General features: G+C 69.8%; 16 protein-coding genes. 11 read left to right on the top strand and 5 right to left on the bottom strand.

The genetic code is table 11. The features are described 5' to 3' along the window. Positions 1 to 9: 9 nt before the first annotated feature. The 6 genes from DTPSY_RS14290 (at position 10) to DTPSY_RS14265 (ending at position 6250) form a co-directional block, all read left to right on the top strand. Positions 10 to 786, top strand: a complete 777-nt coding sequence (locus tag DTPSY_RS14290; RefSeq protein ID WP_015914160.1) for an SURF1 family protein — start codon at positions 10 to 12, stop codon at positions 784 to 786. Next, positions 728 to 1477, top strand: a complete 750-nt coding sequence (locus DTPSY_RS14285; protein WP_041838888.1) for a redox-active disulfide-containing membrane protein — start codon at positions 728 to 730, stop codon at positions 1475 to 1477. The genes DTPSY_RS14290 and DTPSY_RS14285 overlap by 59 nt, the downstream gene beginning before the upstream one ends. Next, positions 1474 to 2673 carry a COX15/CtaA family protein gene (locus DTPSY_RS14280; protein ID WP_015914158.1) on the top strand — a complete coding sequence of 400 codons (1200 nt, stop codon included), beginning with the start codon at positions 1474 to 1476 and terminating at the stop codon, positions 2671 to 2673. The genes DTPSY_RS14285 and DTPSY_RS14280 overlap by 4 nt, the downstream gene beginning before the upstream one ends. Next, positions 2670 to 3590: a heme o synthase gene (gene cyoE / locus DTPSY_RS14275; RefSeq protein ID WP_011806625.1), complete on the top strand. Its 921-nt coding sequence runs from the start codon at positions 2670 to 2672 to the stop codon at positions 3588 to 3590. Before DTPSY_RS14280 ends, cyoE begins: the two co-directional genes overlap by 4 nt. Before the next feature lie 57 nt (positions 3591 to 3647). Continuing rightward, entirely contained in the window at positions 3648 to 4211 is a 564-nt protein-coding gene (locus DTPSY_RS14270) for an SCO family protein (RefSeq protein ID WP_015914157.1), read from the top strand. A 215-nt stretch (positions 4212 to 4426) separates the two neighbouring features. Then, positions 4427 to 6250, top strand: a complete 1824-nt coding sequence (locus DTPSY_RS14265; RefSeq protein ID WP_041839075.1) for a putative bifunctional diguanylate cyclase/phosphodiesterase — start codon at positions 4427 to 4429, stop codon at positions 6248 to 6250. Positions 6251 to 6271: 21 nt separating this feature from the next. On the opposite strand, the gene DTPSY_RS14260 is transcribed toward DTPSY_RS14265, so the two are convergent. From DTPSY_RS14260 to rpoH, 3 genes are all read right to left on the bottom strand, one after another. Next, positions 6272 to 7054, bottom strand: a complete 783-nt coding sequence (locus tag DTPSY_RS14260) for a Crp/Fnr family transcriptional regulator (protein WP_015914155.1) — start codon at positions 7052 to 7054, stop codon at positions 6272 to 6274. 236 nt (positions 7055 to 7290) lie between these two features. Then, entirely contained in the window at positions 7291 to 8301 is a 1011-nt protein-coding gene (locus DTPSY_RS14255) for a Bug family tripartite tricarboxylate transporter substrate binding protein (protein ID WP_015914154.1), read from the bottom strand. A gap of 126 nt (positions 8302 to 8427) precedes the next feature. Further along, positions 8428 to 9363 (bottom strand): RNA polymerase sigma factor RpoH, encoded by a 936-nt coding sequence (rpoH, locus tag DTPSY_RS14250; RefSeq protein WP_015914153.1) that lies wholly within the window; start codon positions 9361 to 9363, stop codon positions 8428 to 8430. A 191-nt stretch (positions 9364 to 9554) separates the two neighbouring features. On the opposite strand from rpoH, the gene cutA reads away from it, so the two are divergent. Further along, entirely contained in the window at positions 9555 to 9917 is a 363-nt protein-coding gene (cutA, locus tag DTPSY_RS14245) for a divalent-cation tolerance protein CutA (protein ID WP_015914152.1), read from the top strand. A 51-nt stretch (positions 9918 to 9968) separates the two neighbouring features. Here cutA and ftsY read toward each other — a convergent pair whose 3' ends face one another. After that, entirely contained in the window at positions 9969 to 11117 is a 1149-nt protein-coding gene (ftsY, locus tag DTPSY_RS14240; protein WP_015914151.1) for a signal recognition particle-docking protein FtsY, read from the bottom strand. Between the two features lie 29 nt (positions 11118 to 11146). Between ftsY and DTPSY_RS14235 the strand changes: the two genes are divergently transcribed. From DTPSY_RS14235 to coaD, 4 genes are all read left to right on the top strand, one after another. Beyond that, entirely contained in the window at positions 11147 to 12601 is a 1455-nt protein-coding gene (locus DTPSY_RS14235) for a M16 family metallopeptidase (RefSeq protein ID WP_015914150.1), read from the top strand. A gap of 15 nt (positions 12602 to 12616) precedes the next feature. Further along, positions 12617 to 13999: a M16 family metallopeptidase gene (locus tag DTPSY_RS14230; protein ID WP_015914149.1), complete on the top strand. Its 1383-nt coding sequence runs from the start codon at positions 12617 to 12619 to the stop codon at positions 13997 to 13999. Then, complete coding sequence (gene rsmD / locus DTPSY_RS14225) at positions 13996 to 14619, top strand: 16S rRNA (guanine(966)-N(2))-methyltransferase RsmD (RefSeq protein WP_015914148.1); 624 nt, start codon at positions 13996 to 13998, stop codon at positions 14617 to 14619. Before DTPSY_RS14230 ends, rsmD begins: the two co-directional genes overlap by 4 nt. A gap of 145 nt (positions 14620 to 14764) precedes the next feature. Then, complete coding sequence (gene coaD / locus DTPSY_RS14220; RefSeq protein WP_011806614.1) at positions 14765 to 15262, top strand: pantetheine-phosphate adenylyltransferase; 498 nt, start codon at positions 14765 to 14767, stop codon at positions 15260 to 15262. On the opposite strand, the gene DTPSY_RS14215 is transcribed toward coaD, so the two are convergent. Beyond that, positions 15263 to 16363, bottom strand: a complete 1101-nt coding sequence (locus DTPSY_RS14215; RefSeq protein ID WP_015914147.1) for a zinc-binding metallopeptidase family protein — start codon at positions 16361 to 16363, stop codon at positions 15263 to 15265. Positions 16364 to 16449: the final 86 nt, after the last annotated feature.

The following is a 16449-nucleotide window of genomic DNA, read 5'->3' as shown; positions in this document are numbered from 1 at the left end:
CATTATCCGGTGAACCCTGCCCGACAACCCTTCGGTCTGCGCTTCTGGCTGGTGACCCTCGCGGCGCTGGTCGCCATGGTGGTGACCGCGTCCCTGGGCCGCTGGCAGCTATCGCGTGCCGCGCAGAAGACCGCGCTGCAGGCGGCCATGGACGAACGCCAGTCCCGCGCACCGCTGCAGGGTGCCGAACTGGCACAGGCGCTGCAGTCGGCATCGCAGGAGGCCACCGCGCCGCTGCTGCACCGCCGCGCCGAGCTGCGCGGCCAGTGGCTCCCCGAGGCCACGGTGTTCCTGGAGAACCGCCAGATGTACGGGCGCCCGGGCTTTTTCGTGTTCACGCCCCTGCAACTGGCGGGCAGCCCGCGCGTGGTGCTGGTGCAGCGCGGCTGGGCGCCGCGCAACTTCCTGGAGCGCACGCGCCTGCCGGAGATCACCACCCCTGCCGGACCGGTGCAGTTGGAGGGGCGGCTCGCCGGCCCACCGGCGCGGCTGTACGAGTTCACCCCCACCGCCCAGGGCGAGGGGTCTTCGCGCATCCGGCAGAATCTGGACCTGGCCGCCTATGGGGCCGAGACCGGCCTGGCGCTGGCGCCCCTGACCGTCGTGCAGACCGGCGCCGCCAGCGACGGGCTGCAGCGCGACTGGGCGCCCATCGACAGCGGCGTCGACAAGCATTACGGCTACGCATTCCAATGGTTCGGGCTTTGCGGCCTGGTGGCAATCCTCTATGTCTGGTTCCAATTCGTCCGACGCTTCCTTCGCCCAGGCCGCCAGCGTGGTGCCTGAGACCGGCGGCCAGCAGCCGCTGGGCCTCACGGTGCACAGCCTGCCCCAGGCCGGCGATGCCATGGCGGCGCTGCAGCGCTCGCGCAGCGGCCGCTGGCAGATGCTGGGGCTGTTGCTGGTGTGCGCGGCGCCCGTGATCGCTTCGTACTTCACCTATTACGTGCTGCGTCCCGAGGGCCGGCGCAACTTTGGTGAGCTCATCGAACCCCAGCGCGCCTTGCCCGCGCAGGCCGCAGCCACCGCATTGGACGGCACGGCGCATACGCTGGGCGAGCTGCGTGGCCAGTGGCTGCTGGTGAGCGTGGCACCCGGCGCCTGCGACGACGGCTGCCGCAACAACCTGTACCTGCAGCGCCAGTTGCGCGAAACCATGGGCCGCGAGAAGGAGCGCATGGACTGGGTCTGGCTGGTGTCCGACGGCGCCGTGCCCCCGGCGGAGATCGCCCCCGGCCTGCAGGGCGCCACCGTGCGCCGCGTGGATGCCGCCACCTTGGCCACCTGGCTGCAACCCACGCCCGGCCATACGCTGGAAGAACACCTGTACGTCGTAGACCCGCAGGGCCACTGGATGATGCGCTTTCCCGCGCGGCTGGACCGCGCTGGCGCGGCCAAGGCCAAGCGCGACCTGGATCGGCTGCTGCGCGCCTCGGCATCGTGGGACCAGCCGGGCCGCTTGCAGGAGACCCCGTGACGGACATGCAGCCGCTGTACGACCTGGCGCCGGCACTGGAGCTGATGGCCCTGGGCATCGTGATCGCCCTGGGCCCGCTGGCCTGGGTGTGGTGGCGCGGGCGGGGCGGCACACCGGTGCGGCGTCTGCAGGCGCTCACCGTGCTCACGCTGTTCCTCACCTTCGACCTGGTGCTGTTCGGCGCCTTCACGCGCTTAACGGACTCCGGCCTGGGCTGCCCCGACTGGCCGGGCTGCTACGGCAACGCCAGCCCCGTGGGCGCGCGTGCGGAGATCTCCGCCGCGCAGGAAGCCATGCCCACCGGCCCCGTCACCCACGGCAAGGCCTGGGTGGAGATGATCCACCGTTACCTTGCCACCGGCGTGGGCGTGCTGATCATCGCGCTCACCGTGGGCGCGTGGCGCCAGCGCCGCGCAGTCGCGCAGTTGCCTCAGTTGGCAGGGGCGGCGCCTGCGCTGAGCCCCTGGTGGCCCACGGCCACGCTGGTGTGGGTGTGCCTGCAGGGCGCTTTCGGCGCGCTCACCGTGACCATGAAATTGTTCCCGGCCATCGTCACGCTACACCTCATCGGCGGGCTGGTGCTGTTGGCGCTGCTGTGCGTGCAGGCCGTGCGCCAGACGCAGATGACGCGGGGCGTGGTGCCCGTGGCGCTGCCACGCGGCCTGCGCTGGCTGCTGGGCGTGACGGCGGCGCTGGTGGCGCTGCAGGTCATGCTGGGCGGCTGGGTCAGCACCAACTACGCGGTGCTGGCCTGCACCACCTTTCCGCAGTGCCAGGGCAGCTGGTGGCCCGACATGGCGTTTGCCGAGGGCTTTCAGGTCTGGCGCGCGCTGGGCCTGCTGCAGGACGGCAGCCACATCAGCTTCGCCGGGCTCACGGCCATCCATTACGTGCACCGGCTCGCGGCCTACCTGGTGCTGGCGGCGCTGGTGGTGCTGGCCTGGCGCCTGCGCCGCGCGGGCGTGTTGCGCGACCCGGCGCGCTGGCTCGCCGGCCTGGCGCTGCTGCAGTTTGTCACCGGCCTGTCCAACGTGGTGCTGGACTGGCCGCTGGTGGCCGCCGTGCTGCACACGGGCGGCGCTGCCGCGTTGGTGGTGGTGCTGACCTGGGCGCTCACGGCCAGCCGCGCCACTGCCGGCGCCACGGCTTCGCAGCCGCGCGCCGGTGCCGATTCCGTCAAGAGAGTTTCCGCATGAGTGCCGCTCCTGCTCCCGCCCCCGCCGCCGCAGCGCCGCGCGCTCTGCCGTCGCGGCTGTCCCAGTTCTACGCGCTGACCAAGCCGCGTGTGGTGCAGCTCATCGTGTTCTGCGCCTTCATCGGCATGGTGCTGGCCGTGCCGGGCATGCCCAGCGGCGCGCAGTGGGCGTTGATGGCCGTGGCCAGCGCGGGCATCTGGCTCGTGGCTGGTGCGGCGGCGGCGTTCAACTGCATCGTGGAGCAGGGCATCGACGCCAAGATGAAGCGCACGGCCTGGCGCCCCACGGCCAAGGGCGAGCTGTCCAACACGCAGACGCTGCTGTTCTCGGCGCTGCTGTGTGCGGCGGGCTCGGCGCTGCTGTACTGGTGGGTCAACCCGCTGACCATGTGGCTGACCTTCGCCACGTTTGTCGGCTATGCGGTGATCTACACGGTGATCCTCAAGCCGCTCACGCCGCAGAACATCGTGATCGGCGGCGCCAGCGGCGCCATGCCGCCCGTGCTGGGCTGGGCTGCGATGACCGGCGAGGTGGGCCCCGAGGCACTGATCCTGTTCCTCATCATTTTCCTGTGGACGCCGCCGCACTTCTGGGCACTGGCGCTGTACCGCGTGGAGGACTATCGCAAGTCCGGCCTGCCCATGCTGCCCGTCACCCACGGCAACGAGTTCACGCGCCTGCAGGTGTTTCTCTATACCTTGATCCTGTTCGCAGGCTGCCTCATGCCTTTCGTGTACGGTATGAGTTCGTGGATCTACCTTGCAGCCGCCGTGGTGCTGAGCGCGGGCTTTTGCCTGTACGGCTTCCGGCTGTGGCGCGACTACTCCGACACGCTGGCGCGCAAGACCTTTCGTTTCTCGCTGATCCACCTGAGCCTGCTGTTCGCGGCGCTGCTGGTGGACCACTACCTCCTGTGAAGCAAGCTTATGGATAAACGTGATGCTCTGAAAAAAATAGCTGCTGGCGCTCTCTGGATGGGCGTTGCAGGCACTTTTGCCGCATGTTCTCCGAAGGCGCCCAAGTTCCAGGGGGTGGACCTCACGGGTGCCGAGTACGCGCGCGACCTGCAGTTGACCGACCACAACGGCCAGCCGCGCAGCCTCAAGGACTTCGCGGGCAAGGTGGTGGTGGTGTTCTTCGGCTACACGCAATGCCCGGACGTTTGCCCCACGTCGATGTCCGAACTGGCCGACGTCAAGCGCGCCCTGGGCGCGGACGGCGACAAGCTGCAAGGCATCTTCGTCAGCGTGGACCCCGAGCGCGACACGCCCGAGGTACTCAAGGCCTACATGGCCAACTTCGATCCCAGCTTCCTCGCGCTGCGCGGCACGCCCGAGCAACTGGCCGCCGTGGCCAAGGACTTCAAGATCTACTACAAGCGCGTGGAGGGCCAGACCCCCACGAGCTACACCATGGACCATTCCGCCGGCAGCTATGTCTACGACCCCGCCGGCCGCCTGCGCGTGTACCACCGCTACGGCAGTGGGGCACAGAGCCTGGCGGCCGACGTGCGCGCGCTGCTGGACGAAACCCGCTGATTCCACGCGCTCCACGCGCCCAGGGGCTGGCGTGTGGCAAAAACCACATTGCCCGTAGGGCCTGAATTGACGTGTGCGTCACCTTGGGTGGCGATAGGCGCCAGGAGAGCGTCGCGCCTGCCTAGAGTGCACAGTGGCTGGTCGCCATGCGCATCGACGGTGATGGCGCAGGCGCCGGCCACGGCCTCAACCTACCGACGCCCTACCGACGCGCCATGGATTCCTTTGCCCCTGCCGCCCGCCCCCGGTCCGAGGACGGCGTGACGCACCCGCCGCCCCATCGGACCGATGACGCCTCCGACGACAGTGCGGCGGCCTTCCTGCAGCGCATCGGCAGCCTGCGCGCGGGCACGCTGGAGCGCGCTGCCATGGATGCGGCGCCCGACGGCATCGTGCTGGCCGACCGACAGGGCCGCATCCTCATGGTCAACGCCCCCATGGAGACCATCAGCGGCTACACCAACGCGCAGTTGTGCGGCCAGTCCATCGACCTGCTGGTGCCGGTGCACGCGCGGCCCGAGCATGGCCAGCATATGCAGCGCTACCACCAGTCTCCCAGCCGCCGGCCCATGGGCATGGGGCGCGACCTGTGGTTGCAGCGACGCGACGGTAGCCAGGTGCCGGTGGACATCGCCCTCGGCCATTCCTCCGCCCACGGGGGCACGGTGGTGGCTTTTGTGCGCGACGTCTCCGACCTGCGGCGCCTGGAGGCGCGTATGCACTACCAAGCCACGCACGACACGCTGACCGGTCTGCTCAACCGCTGGAAGTTCGGCCAGCGGCTGGAACAGGCGATCGCGGAGCAGGCGGCAGCGCAAAGCCCGCCCTTCGCGCTGCTGCTGCTCGATCTGGACGACTTCAAGGCCATCAACGATGGCTACGGCCATGCCGCCGGCGACCAGGTGCTGCAGGAGGTGGCGCGGCGCCTGCGGGGTGCGCTGGGCACGGGCGACATCCTTGCGCGCCTGGGCGGCGACGAGTTCACCGTGCTGTTGCCCGGGGTGGCCTGCGCCACGCAGGCCGAGTGCGTGGCCGCGCGGCTGATGCAGGCGCTGTGCGTGCCCTGCCGCGTGCAGGGGTTCGAACTGAACTTCGGCGCCAGCATGGGCATCGCGCTGTGTCCGCAGGATGCGGGCGACGCCGCCACGCTGCTGCGCTATGCCGACATGGCCATGTACCACGCCAAGCACCGCGGGCGCGCCAACTTCGCGTTCTACGCTCCGTCCATGGGCCGCAAGATGGCCGAGAAGATCCAGTTGCACGACCGGCTCAAGCTGGCGCTGGCCTACGGCGGGCTGACGCTGCATTACCAGCCGCAGGTCGAGGTGGCCACCAACCGCATGGTGGGTGTGGAGGCCCTGCTGCGCTGGCACGACCCGCAGCTGGGCGAGGTGTCGCCCGAGCGCTTCGTGCCCGTGGCGGAGGCCACGGGACTGATCCTGGAGTTGGGCGCCTGGGTCATGGCCGCGGCCTGTCGCCAGATCGCGGCGTGGGAGCGCCAGGGCATGCGTTTGCGCGTGGCGGTGAACCTGTCCGCCCAGCAGCTGCGGCAGACCGACCTCGTCGAGCAGGTGGCGCGCAACCTGCGCACCCACCATGTCCCGCCCGAGTTGCTGGAACTGGAGGTGACCGAGTCCGAAGCCCTGGCCGACCCCGAGCAGGCCTGCCAGGTGCTGAACGAGCTGCGCGCGCTGGGCGTGGCCGTGGCGCTGGACGACTTCGGCACGGGCCACTCGTCGCTGGCCTACCTCAAGCGCCTGCCGGTGTCGCACATCAAGGTGGACCGGGAATTCATGCGCAACGTGCCTGCCAGCGGAGGCGACACCACGCTGGTGCGCGCCGTGGTCGCGCTGGCGCACACCATGGGGCTGCGGGTGGTGGTGGAGGGGGTGGAAACACGCGAGCAGCTGCAGTTTTTGCGCGAGATGCAGTGCGCCTGCTACCAGGGCTGGCTGTTTGCCAAGGCGCTGTCGCCCGACGACGTGGCGCTGCTGTACGCGGCCGCTGCCGACGCGGCGGCGGAAGGCGCGCTGGGCTGAGGTGCCGGCAGCGACGCTGGCTTACAGCGCGGCGTGCACCGGCGCTTGCGCCGCAGGGGTGGTGCGCGCAGCCGCACGCGCCTGGTACAGGTTGGCCGCCGAGCGGCGGCCGCCGCGCGTGAGCGCCAGCAGCGGCGCGCGCTGGATCTCGCAGTGCCAGCGGTCGCGCCGCAGCACGCCTTGCTCCTGCGCCAGCAGCGCCAGGGCGCGCGCCACGGACTCGCGCGTGGTGGCGAGCAGGGCAGCCAGCACCGTATGGCTGGGCAGGCGCACCAGCGTGCTGCGCTGCAGCTCGGCCAGTTGCAGCAGCGCGCCCGCCAGTTGGCCCACCACGCCGCGGATGCGGGCGATGCGGCCCCAGTCGGCCAGGCGCGCGTTGGCGTTCAGTTGTTCGCGCGCCAGTTCCAGCAGGAATTCGCCTTGGGACTGGCGGCCCGCCCCCAGCAGGGGCGCCAGGTCCAGTTGGCAGACGCGCCCCGGCGTGACCGCCACGTAGGACAGGTCCGCCGGCTGCTGCAGCAGCGCGGGGGCGCCCAGGGCCTCGCAGCAGCCCGCCATGCCTACGGGGTGCTCCACTCCATCGTCGCCGCGGCGCTGCACCAGCAGCGTACCGATCTTGACCACCTGCACACTGTGGATGCTCTCGCCCTGGCGCTGCAGCATCTCGCCCTTGCGAAAGCGCCGCTCCGTCAGGTGCCCGCGCCAGGCCGCGCGCGTTTGCGGGTCCAGGCGGCCCAGCAGGCACTGCTGCTGGCAGGCGCAGTCGTTGCAGGTATGGCCGCCGGAGGACGGATGGTCGGTCATGAGTACAAGCCAAAATGGGCTTCAGCGCTTGTCTGGCAAGCGGTGGAAGCTATGAATACCGTAGCGTCTCGCGGAGGGCCGGTCAGCGGCCTCGGAGTGCTGGGGATTGGCGGAGAGTGTGCAAGGCGGGGCCGTCCTGCCCCGTGACCTAGGTCAACGTTTGGGACCAAGTGCCTGCACTGCGCGCCCCACGCCGGCCCTTACCGGCGTGGCCGCCGCGCTGCGGCGGTGCGCGGTCACTCGGCGCGGATGCCCTGTTCGCGGATGACGCGGCTCATGGTGGCCGTGTCGGCCTGGATCCGGTTGGCCAGCCCCTCGGCCGAGGAGCCAATGGCCTGCCAGCCCTGCTGGAACAGCTTGGCGCGCACTTCCGGGCTGCGGGCGATCTCACCGATCACGCGGGACAGCCGTGCGCGCACCGGGGCGGGCATGGACGCGGGTGCGGCAAAGGCGTTCCAGATCTCCAGCTGGAAGTCGCGCACGCCGGCCTCCGCCAGGCTGGGCACCTCGGGCGCCAGCGTGCTGCGGCCCGCAGAGGTCACACCGATCAGGCGCAGCTTGCCCGCCCGTGCCTGGGCCTGCGCGAGCGCGGGCGGCAGCAGCGCCATTTGCAACTGGCCACCCAGCATGGCGGTGGCCACCTGCGGGTAGCCGGGGTAGGGTACGTGCACCGGGGCGATGCCGGTGCGCGCCTTAAGCAGCTCGGTGCCCAGATGGCCCACGGTGCCCACGCCGGGAGTGCCGTAGCTCCAGCGGTCGCCCGCGGTGCGCGCGGCCTGCAGGAAGGCGCGTGCGTCGGCGCCCGCGGGCACGTCGGGCTGGCTCACGGGAGCGGTCAGGACCAGGGGCGATACGCCGATCAGCGACAGCGGCGCGAAATCCTTCACGGGGTCGTAGGGCACGTGCGCGTTGAGCAGCTTGGCGATCGTCAGGTTGCCGTTGATAAACAGGCCGATGGTGTGGCCGTCCTGCGCCTTGGCGACCGCATCGGCGCCGATGTTGCCGCCCGCACCCACCTTGTTTTCCACGACCACGGGTTGGCCCAGGGCCTGGGACAGTGGCTCGGAGAAGGTGCGCGCCGTCAGGTCCGGCGAAGAGCCCGGTGGGAAGCCCACGATGATGCGCAGGGGTTTGGCGGGCCAGCCGGGGGTGGCGGGCGCGGCATCCTTCTGGGCCATGGCGGCACCGCAGGCCGAAGCCAGGGCCAGTGCCAGCAGGCCGCGGCGGGAGAGGGGGTGGGGGAACATGGGTGGCGATCTCCAGTCTGGGCCGGGCAGCCAGGTGCGGCCCCGCCGGCAAAGAAAAAGGCGCGTAGCCGGTAAGGGCTGCGCGCCTGGATTATCTGCCCGCGATCCGGGCTGCTGGGCGACGGCTCAGGCGTACTCGGCCAGCGCCTTCTTCATCTTTTTCATGGCGGCCACCTCGATCTGGCGGATGCGCTCCGCGCTCACGCCATACTCGGCCGCCAACTCGTGCAGTGTCATGCCGCCCGAGCCATCGTCGTTCACCTGCAGCCAGCGCTGCTCCACGATGCGGCGGCTGCGTGCGTCCAGGCTGTCCAGGGCGGTGGCAATACCGTCCGTGGCCAGCGCGTCACGCTGGCGCGACTCGATCATGGCGGTGGGCTCATGGCCCGCGTCGGCGAGGTAGGCGATGGGGCCAAAGGCCTGCTCGCCGTCGTCGCTGGGAGCGGGGTCCAGCAGCACGTCGCCACCGGACAGGCGGGTTTCCATCTCGATGACTTCCTCGCGCTTCACGTTGAGCTGCTCGGCCACCAGGTCGATCTCGTGGTCGGATAAGGTCTCGCGGTGCGTGTCGGCGTCCAGCGCGTCGGCCTTGAAGCCCTGCTTCATGGAGCGCAGGTTGAAGAACAGCTTGCGCTGCGCCTTGGTCGTTGCCACCTTGACCATGCGCCAGTTCTTCAGGATGTACTCGTGGATCTCGGCCTTGATCCAATGCATGGCGTAGCTCACCAGGCGAACGCCCTGGTCAGGGTCAAAGCGCTTGACGGCCTTCATCAGGCCCACGTTGCCCTCCTGGATGAGGTCGCCATGCGGCAGGCCGTAACCCAGGTACTGGCGCGAGATGGACACGACCAGGCGCAGGTGCGACAGCACCAGGCGGCCGGCAGCCTCGACATTGTTGTCATCCTTGAGCTGGCGCGCGTAGCGCTGCTCCTCCTCCTGCGTGAGCAGGGGAATGCGGTTGACGGCGGAGATATAGGCGTCCAGGTTGCCCAGCGGGGGAACCAGTGCCCACGGGTTCGCGGGCGCGAGGGTCGTCACGGAGGTTGCAGTCTGGAGTGCCATATCGGTAGTCCTTTCTTCCATGCAAATCATATTAGCACTCCATTGGATAGAGTGCTAAAGGCATAGTTCCCCTACGGATGTAGGAAATAACCACCAAGAGGCGCAACGACGGCCCTTAAAACGCAGGTGGGGCTGGTTCGCCGCGCGTCAAGGGTCCATTGTGCAGGTACGCCTTGTGCCAGACTTCGAGCATGACATCTTCCCCAGAGGCCCAGATCGCCGTTGTGACCACCACCGTGGGCGACGCCGCCGCCGCACACCGACTGGCCAGCGGCGCTGTCCAGGCGCGCCTGGCCGCCTGCGTGCAGGTGGAGGCCCTCACCTCGCACTATGTCTGGCAGGGGGTGCAGCAGGCGGAAGCAGAGTGGCGGCTGGTGTGCAAGACGCTGTTGTCTGCCGCGCCCGCCTTGCGGGACTGGCTGCGTGCCCAGCACCCCTACGAAGTGCCGCAACTGCTCACCCACGCCGTGCAGGCAGAGCAGGACTATGTGCTGTGGGTGGCGCAGCAGGTGGACCCGGCCTCGATAGCCGGGCCTGGTCAAGCGCCGCGTTGAAGCCAATGGCTGGCAGATGCCGCCTGCATCCGCCCACAGGGGGTAACTATCTCAGGTCAGCAGGGCCTGGGCGAATTCGCGTGCGCTGAAGGTCTCCAGGTCTTCCACCTTCTCGCCCACGCCAATGAAGTACACGGGCACGGGCCGCTCCTGCGCGATGGCGGCCAGCACGCCGCCCTTGGCCGTGCCGTCCAGTTTGGTGACGATCAGGCCGGTGAGTTGAAGCGCGTCGTCGAACGCGCGCACCTGCGCCAGGGCGTTCTGGCCGGTGTTGCCGTCGATCACCAGTAGCACCTCGTGCGGGGCGCTGGCATCGGCCTTGGTGACCACGCGGCGGATCTTCTTCAGCTCTTCCATCAGGTGCAGCTGCGTAGGCAGGCGGCCGGCAGTGTCCACCAGCACCACATCTTTGCCGCGCGCGCGGCCGGCGGTAACGGCGTCAAAGCTCACGGCGGCAGGGTCGCCCCCTTCCTGGCTGACGATCTCCACCGTGTTGCGCGTGGCCCAGACACCCAACTGCTCGCGCGCCGCGGCGCGGAAGGTATCGGCGGCGGCCAGCAGCACGCTCTCGCCATGGTCGGCCAGGTGCTTGGTGAGCTTGCCGATGGAGGTGGTCTTGCCCGCGCCGTTCACGCCGGCCACCATGATCACGGTGGGTGTGTGCTCGCCGATCACCAGCGGCTTTTCCAGCGGCCGCAGCAGGTCGGCCAGCGCATCGGCCAGCAGTCCCTTTACGGCAGCAGGCTCGGTGGTCTTGGTTTCTTTCACGCGGCGCTTGAGGTCCTCCAGCAGGTGCTGTGTGGCTTTCACCCCGGTGTCGGCCATGAGCAGGGCTTCCTCCAGCTCGTCGTACAGCGCGTCGTTGATCTGCGTGCCCGTGAAGACGGTCGCGATGCTGCTGCCGGTCTTGCGCAGGCCGGATTTCAGCCGGTCCATCCAGCCCTGGCGTGCGCCCCCGGGCTTCGGGGTGGGCTCGGGGACGGCAAGGGGCGCGTCGATGGCTGCGGGGGCACCGGCCGAAGGGGCAGCCGGGTCCGCCACGCTGGTGGCGCCTGCGCCAAAGGGCTTGCGCAGCCAGCCGAATGCGCCGCCGCTGGCGGGGGCGTCGGCCGCGGGCGGCGCCGCAGGGCTGGCCACGTCCTCGGGTGCAAGGGCGGGTTCGGTGGGGGTGGGCGGTTTCTTCTTGAAAAAACTGAACATTGGCGGGTTCTTAGAATCGCAGCCATTCTATGAAACGCGCTATCACCCTTGTGGGCCTGCTGGCCTGTCTGCACGCCTGGGCGCAAAACCCGGCGCATGAGTCCCCACCTGCTGCGTCTGCCGCGGCGGCGCACGCCCAGGCCACCACGGCCAGCGGTGCGCAGCAATTCACCCTGAAGAACGGCATGCAGCTCATCGTGCAGCCCGACCGGCGCGCGCCGACGGCGGTGCACATGGTCTGGCTGCGCGTAGGCGCCATGGACGAGGTGGACGGCACCTCGGGCGTGGCGCATGTGCTGGAGCACATGATGTTCAAGGGCTCGAAGGCCGTGCCGCCGGGCGAGTTCTCGCGCCGCGTGGCGGCGCTGGGCGGGCAGGAGAACGCCTTCACCAGCCGCGACTACACCGGCTATTACCAGCAGATACCGGCCGACCGGCTGGCCGACGTGATGCGGCTGGAATCCGACCGCTTCGCCCACAACCAGTGGCCCGACGCGGAGTTCACCAAGGAGATCGAGGTCGTCAAGGAAGAGCGCCGCATGCGCACCGAGGACCAGCCCCGCGCCGCGCTCATCGAGCAGCTGTTCGCCTCTACCTTCATCGCTTCGCCCTACCGCCGTCCGGTGGTGGGCTGGATGAGCGACCTGGACTCCATGACCCCCGAAGACGTGCGCCGCTTTCACCGCGACTGGTACGTGCCCGGCAATGCCGCCGTGGTGGTGGCGGGTGACGTGGACCCGGCGCAGGTGCTGGCCCTGGCGGAGAAGACCTACGGCACCATTCCCGCACGTGCCCTGCCGGCGCGCAAGCCGCGCACCGAGCCGGCGCAGCAGGGCCTACGCCGCATCGCCTTCAAGGCGCCGGCCGAGCAGGCCTACGTGGCGCTGGCCTTCCGCGTGCCGGGTGTCACGCGCCTGGAGGACATGACCGATGCTGACCGTGACGGCCTGGCGCTGCTGGTGCTGTCGGCCGTGCTCAGCGGCTACGACGGCGCGCGCCTGGAGCGAGCCCTCACGCAGGGCGCGGACCGTGTGGCCGACGGCGCGGACAGCCAGGCGTCCATCCTCGGGCGCGGACCGGCGCTGTTTCTGATGACCGGCGTGCCCGCCGCGGGCAAGACCTCGGCCCAGGTCGAGGAGGCGCTGCGCGCCGAGGTGGCCCGCGTGGCGCGCGAGGGCGTGAGCGAGGCCGAGCTCTCGCGCGTGAAAACGCAGTGGGCGGCCTCCACCATCTACGCGCGCGATTCGCTTTACAGCCAGGCCAGCGATCTGGGCAGCAACTGGGTGCAGGGCCTGCCGCTGGACGCGGACGAGCGCATGCTCAAGCTGCTGCGCGCGGTCACGCCGCAGCAGGTGCAATCCGTGGCGGCGCGTTACTTCGGCGACGATCAGCTCACTGTTGCCACGCTGCTGCCCCAGCCCGTGGCGGCCGGTGCCAAGCGCGCTGCCCCAGCACCCGACGCTGCCGGTGGCCGCGTGCATTGAGCCAAGGTGTCAGCGATGTACAAAACTCTTAAAACGATAGCTGCTCGCGCCTTTCTGATAAGCGCTGGAGCCATTTTTTATACCCAATCCGCGTGGGCGCTGCTGCCCATCCAGCACTGGACCGAGCCCAGCGGCGCGCGCGTGTGGCTGGTGGAAAGCCCGGCCATTCCGATGGTGGACGTGCAGGTCGACTTCGATGCCGGCGCGCGCCGTGATCCCGCGCCGCAGGCGGGCCTGGCTGCGGCGGCGGCCCTGATGAGTTCCAAGGGCGTGACTGCGGGCGGGCCGAACGAGCCCCCAATGGACGAGAACGAACTGGGCGAGGCCTGGGCCGACCTGGGCGCCAGCTTCGAGGCTGGCGCCGAGCGCGACGGCCTGGCGTTCTCGCTGCGCTCGCTGACCGAGCCCGATCTGCTGGACCGTGCCGCGCGCCTGGCCGCGCGCCAGCTGGGCCAGCCCAGCTATGCACCGGACGTGTGGCAGCGCGAGCGGGCCCGTTGGAGCGCCGCCATCAAGGAGGCCGACACACGCCCCGGCACGGTCGCCGGCAAGGCCTTCAACGCCGCGGTGTTCGGCAGCCACCCCTACGGCCAGCGCGCCACGGCCGAGACACTGAACAACATCCAGCCGGCCGATCTGCAGGCTTTCCATGCCCAGTACCTGCAGGCCTGCCGTGCGCGGGTGAGCATCGTGGGAGCCCTCACGCGTTCCCAGGCGCAGACGTTGGTGCAGACGCTGCTGTCGCGCCTGCCTGCGCCCCAGGCCGGGGCCTGCGCGCCGTTGCCGGCCGTGGCCGAGGTGCAGCCGCTGGCACGCGCCGTGCAGGAGGATGTGCCCTTCGCTTCGGCCCAAGCCCATGTGCTCATCGGCCAGCCGGGCTTTGTGCGCCGGGATCCGGACTTCCTCGCGCTGCTGGTGGGCAACCACATCCTGGGCGGCGGTGGGTTCACCTCGCGCCTGACCAATGAGGTGCGCGAGAAGCGCGGCCTGTCCTACAGCGTGGGCAGCAGCTTCTCACCTGGCTTGAACGCCGGGGCCTTCGTCGTCGGCCTGCAGACCCGGCCCGATCAGGCCGCCCAGGCCGTGCAGGTCACGCGCGATGTCCTCGCCCGCTTTGTGGCCGAAGGGCCCACCGAGGCCGAGCTGCGCGCCGCCAAGGACAACCTCGTCGGCGGCTTTGCGCTGCGCATCGACAGCAACCGCAAGCTGCTGGCCAACGTGGTCAACATCGCCTGGAACGACCTGCCGCTGGACTACCTGGAGCACTGGACCGACCGCGTGGAGGCCCTCACCGTGGCCGACATCCGCGCCGCCCTGCAGCGCAAGCTGCAGCCCGAGCGCATGGTGACCGTCACCGTGGGCGCGCAGCCGGCCGCCACGGCAAAGGCCCGGCCATGAACCGGCGCGCCGCGGCGCCAGCCGCCCCGCGCACAGCCCCACGTACGGCAGTGCGTGCGCCCGCCAAGGGCGCCGGCGAGGTGCGCATCATCGGCGGGCAGTGGAAACGCACGCGCCTGCCGGTGCTGGACAAGCCCGGCCTGCGTCCCACGCCCGATCGCGTGCGCGAAACGCTTTTCAACTGGCTAGGCCAGGACCTGACGGGCTGGCGCTGCTTGGATGCCTTCGCCGGCACCGGCGCCTTGGGTTTCGAGGCCGCCTCGCGCGGGGCGGCCAGCGTGCTGCTGGTGGAAGGGGACGCTGCGCTGGCCGCGCAACTGGAGACGCTGCGCCAGCGCCTGCAGGCCAACGCCGTGCGCGTACAGCGCGGCGACGGCGTGGCCGCGCTGCGCCAGTGCACGCCGGCCAGCATGCACCTGCTGCTCATCGACCCGCCGTTTGGCGGCGAGCTGTTCGCCCCTGCGCTGCAGGCCGCCGCACAGGCCGTGGCGCCCGACGGCTTCATCTACCTGGAGGCGCCTGCAGCCTGGACGCAGGAGCAGCTCAACCCGCTGGGGCTGGCGCTGCACCGGCACCTGAAGGCCGGGGCCGTGCATGCGCACCTGCTCCACAAAGCCTGATTGCTATTGATATAGGAGCTGTTGGCGCTTGTTGGTAGGGCGCTGAAGGCTGATTTGGCTTCAATGGCCCATGGGCAGGCGTGCGCTGCATAATCCGCCCCACGGGGCCCGTGCGGGCTCCGCCACTGCAAGGAGACCCCACGCCATGGCGCATGTGCTCGCCGTTTATCCCGGAACCTTCGACCCCATCACGCTGGGGCATGAGGACCTGGTGCGCCGCGCGGCAAGACTGTTCGACCGCGTAATCGTGGCCGTGGCCATTGCCCACCACAAGAAAACCCTGTTCAGCCTGGACGAGCGCATGGAGATGGCGCGCCAGGCGCTTGCCGACTGTCCGCAGGTGCAGGTCGAGTCCTTCGAGGGGCTGGTGACGGAGTTCACTGCCGCGCGCGGCGGCACGGCCATGGTGCGCGGGCTGCGCTCGGGCACGGACTTCGACTACGAGTTCCAGCTTGCCGGCATGAACCGCGCGCTGGTGCCCGGTGTCGAGACGGTGTTTCTCACACCCGCGAGCCAGTACCAGTTCATCAGCAGCACGCTGGTGCGCGAGATCGGCACGCTGGGCGGCGACGTGGCGCAGTTTGTCTCGCCCGGCGTGCACGAGCGCCTCTTGCACAAGCTGGGCCGCACCGCCGCGGCGTGATCAGCGCCGCGCCACGGTGTCGTGCACGAAGCGCAGCTTGCGCAGCGCGCCCGTGGACAGGGCAAACGGATAGGCATCGCGCTGGCCCATGCTGCGGTTCAGGCTGTTGAGCAGCAGCGTCAGCGGCATCCACGCCGAGACCATGGCATCAAAACCGGGCGCCGGCTGTGCAAACGGGTCGGGCATGGCGTAGTGCTGCGCGTGGTCGGGTGTCGTACCGGGAATAGCCATGTGGGTCTGAAAGCTGGCGGCCGTCTCCAGCAGATCGACCAGGTGCAGGTAATGCGCCCACGTTTCGGCCCAGTCCTCCCAGGGGTGCGCGGCGGCATAGGCGCTGACGTGCTGCGGCTGCCATTGCGCAGCGGGCAGGGGGGCACGCTGGTAGTGCGCCTGCAGCGCCTGGGCGTAGTCGCGCCGCTCGTCGCCGAAGAGTGCGCGGAAGGTCTCCACGTGCCCGGCGCGCAGCACCAGTTCTTCCCAGTAGTAGTGGCCGGATTCATGCCGCAGGTGACCCAGCAGCGTGCGGTAGGGTTCATGCATGGCCTGGCGCCGGCGCGCGCGCTCGTCGTCATCGGCCTCGGCCACGTTGAGGGTCACGACACCCTGGGCATGCCCCGTCATGACGGGCGGCGCGCCCGCCACGTCCGCCAGGAATTCATACACTGGCCCGGGCTGCTGCGTGCTCAACAGTCCCAGGCGCGCCAGCGTGTAGAACAGGTGCCGCTTGGCGCTCTCTATCTGCGACCAGCGGCGCAGGTTGTCGGGCAGGGACAGGTCCGGTAGCACGCGCGTCCGGCGGCAGGCGGCGCACAGCCCGCCGTGCGCCTGGGCATCTGCGGCCGGTAGCGCAAAGGTGCAGGCGCCGTAGGTGGTGCGGTTGGTGCATAGCTGGTAGTGGGCCGGTGGCGCAGCACCGTCGCTGCCGCGTGTAGGAACACGCTGCCAGGTGCGCGACAGGGCGTGGTCGCCGTCGTCCGCAGGCGCGAGCGCCAACATGGCCATGTCTTCGGGAGAGAACGCCAGCGTGCAGCCGCAGTGCACGCATTGCACGCTCTCGAAGAACACGAGGGAGCCGCATTGGCCGCAGTGGAACAGTCGCATGCGTAGGGATTCTGACGCAGGTAGTGCGCGTCACCTACCAGCCGAAAAAAAACGCCGCCCAGAGGGCGGCGTTCCTGCGCAGTCGT

The organism is [Acidovorax] ebreus TPSY, from assembly GCF_000022305.1.
Taxonomy (GTDB): Bacteria; Pseudomonadota; Gammaproteobacteria; order Burkholderiales; family Burkholderiaceae_C; genus Diaphorobacter; species Diaphorobacter nitroreducens.
The sequence above is the reverse complement of the archived record's forward strand: the minus strand, read 5'-3'. Positions and strand labels throughout refer to the sequence as shown.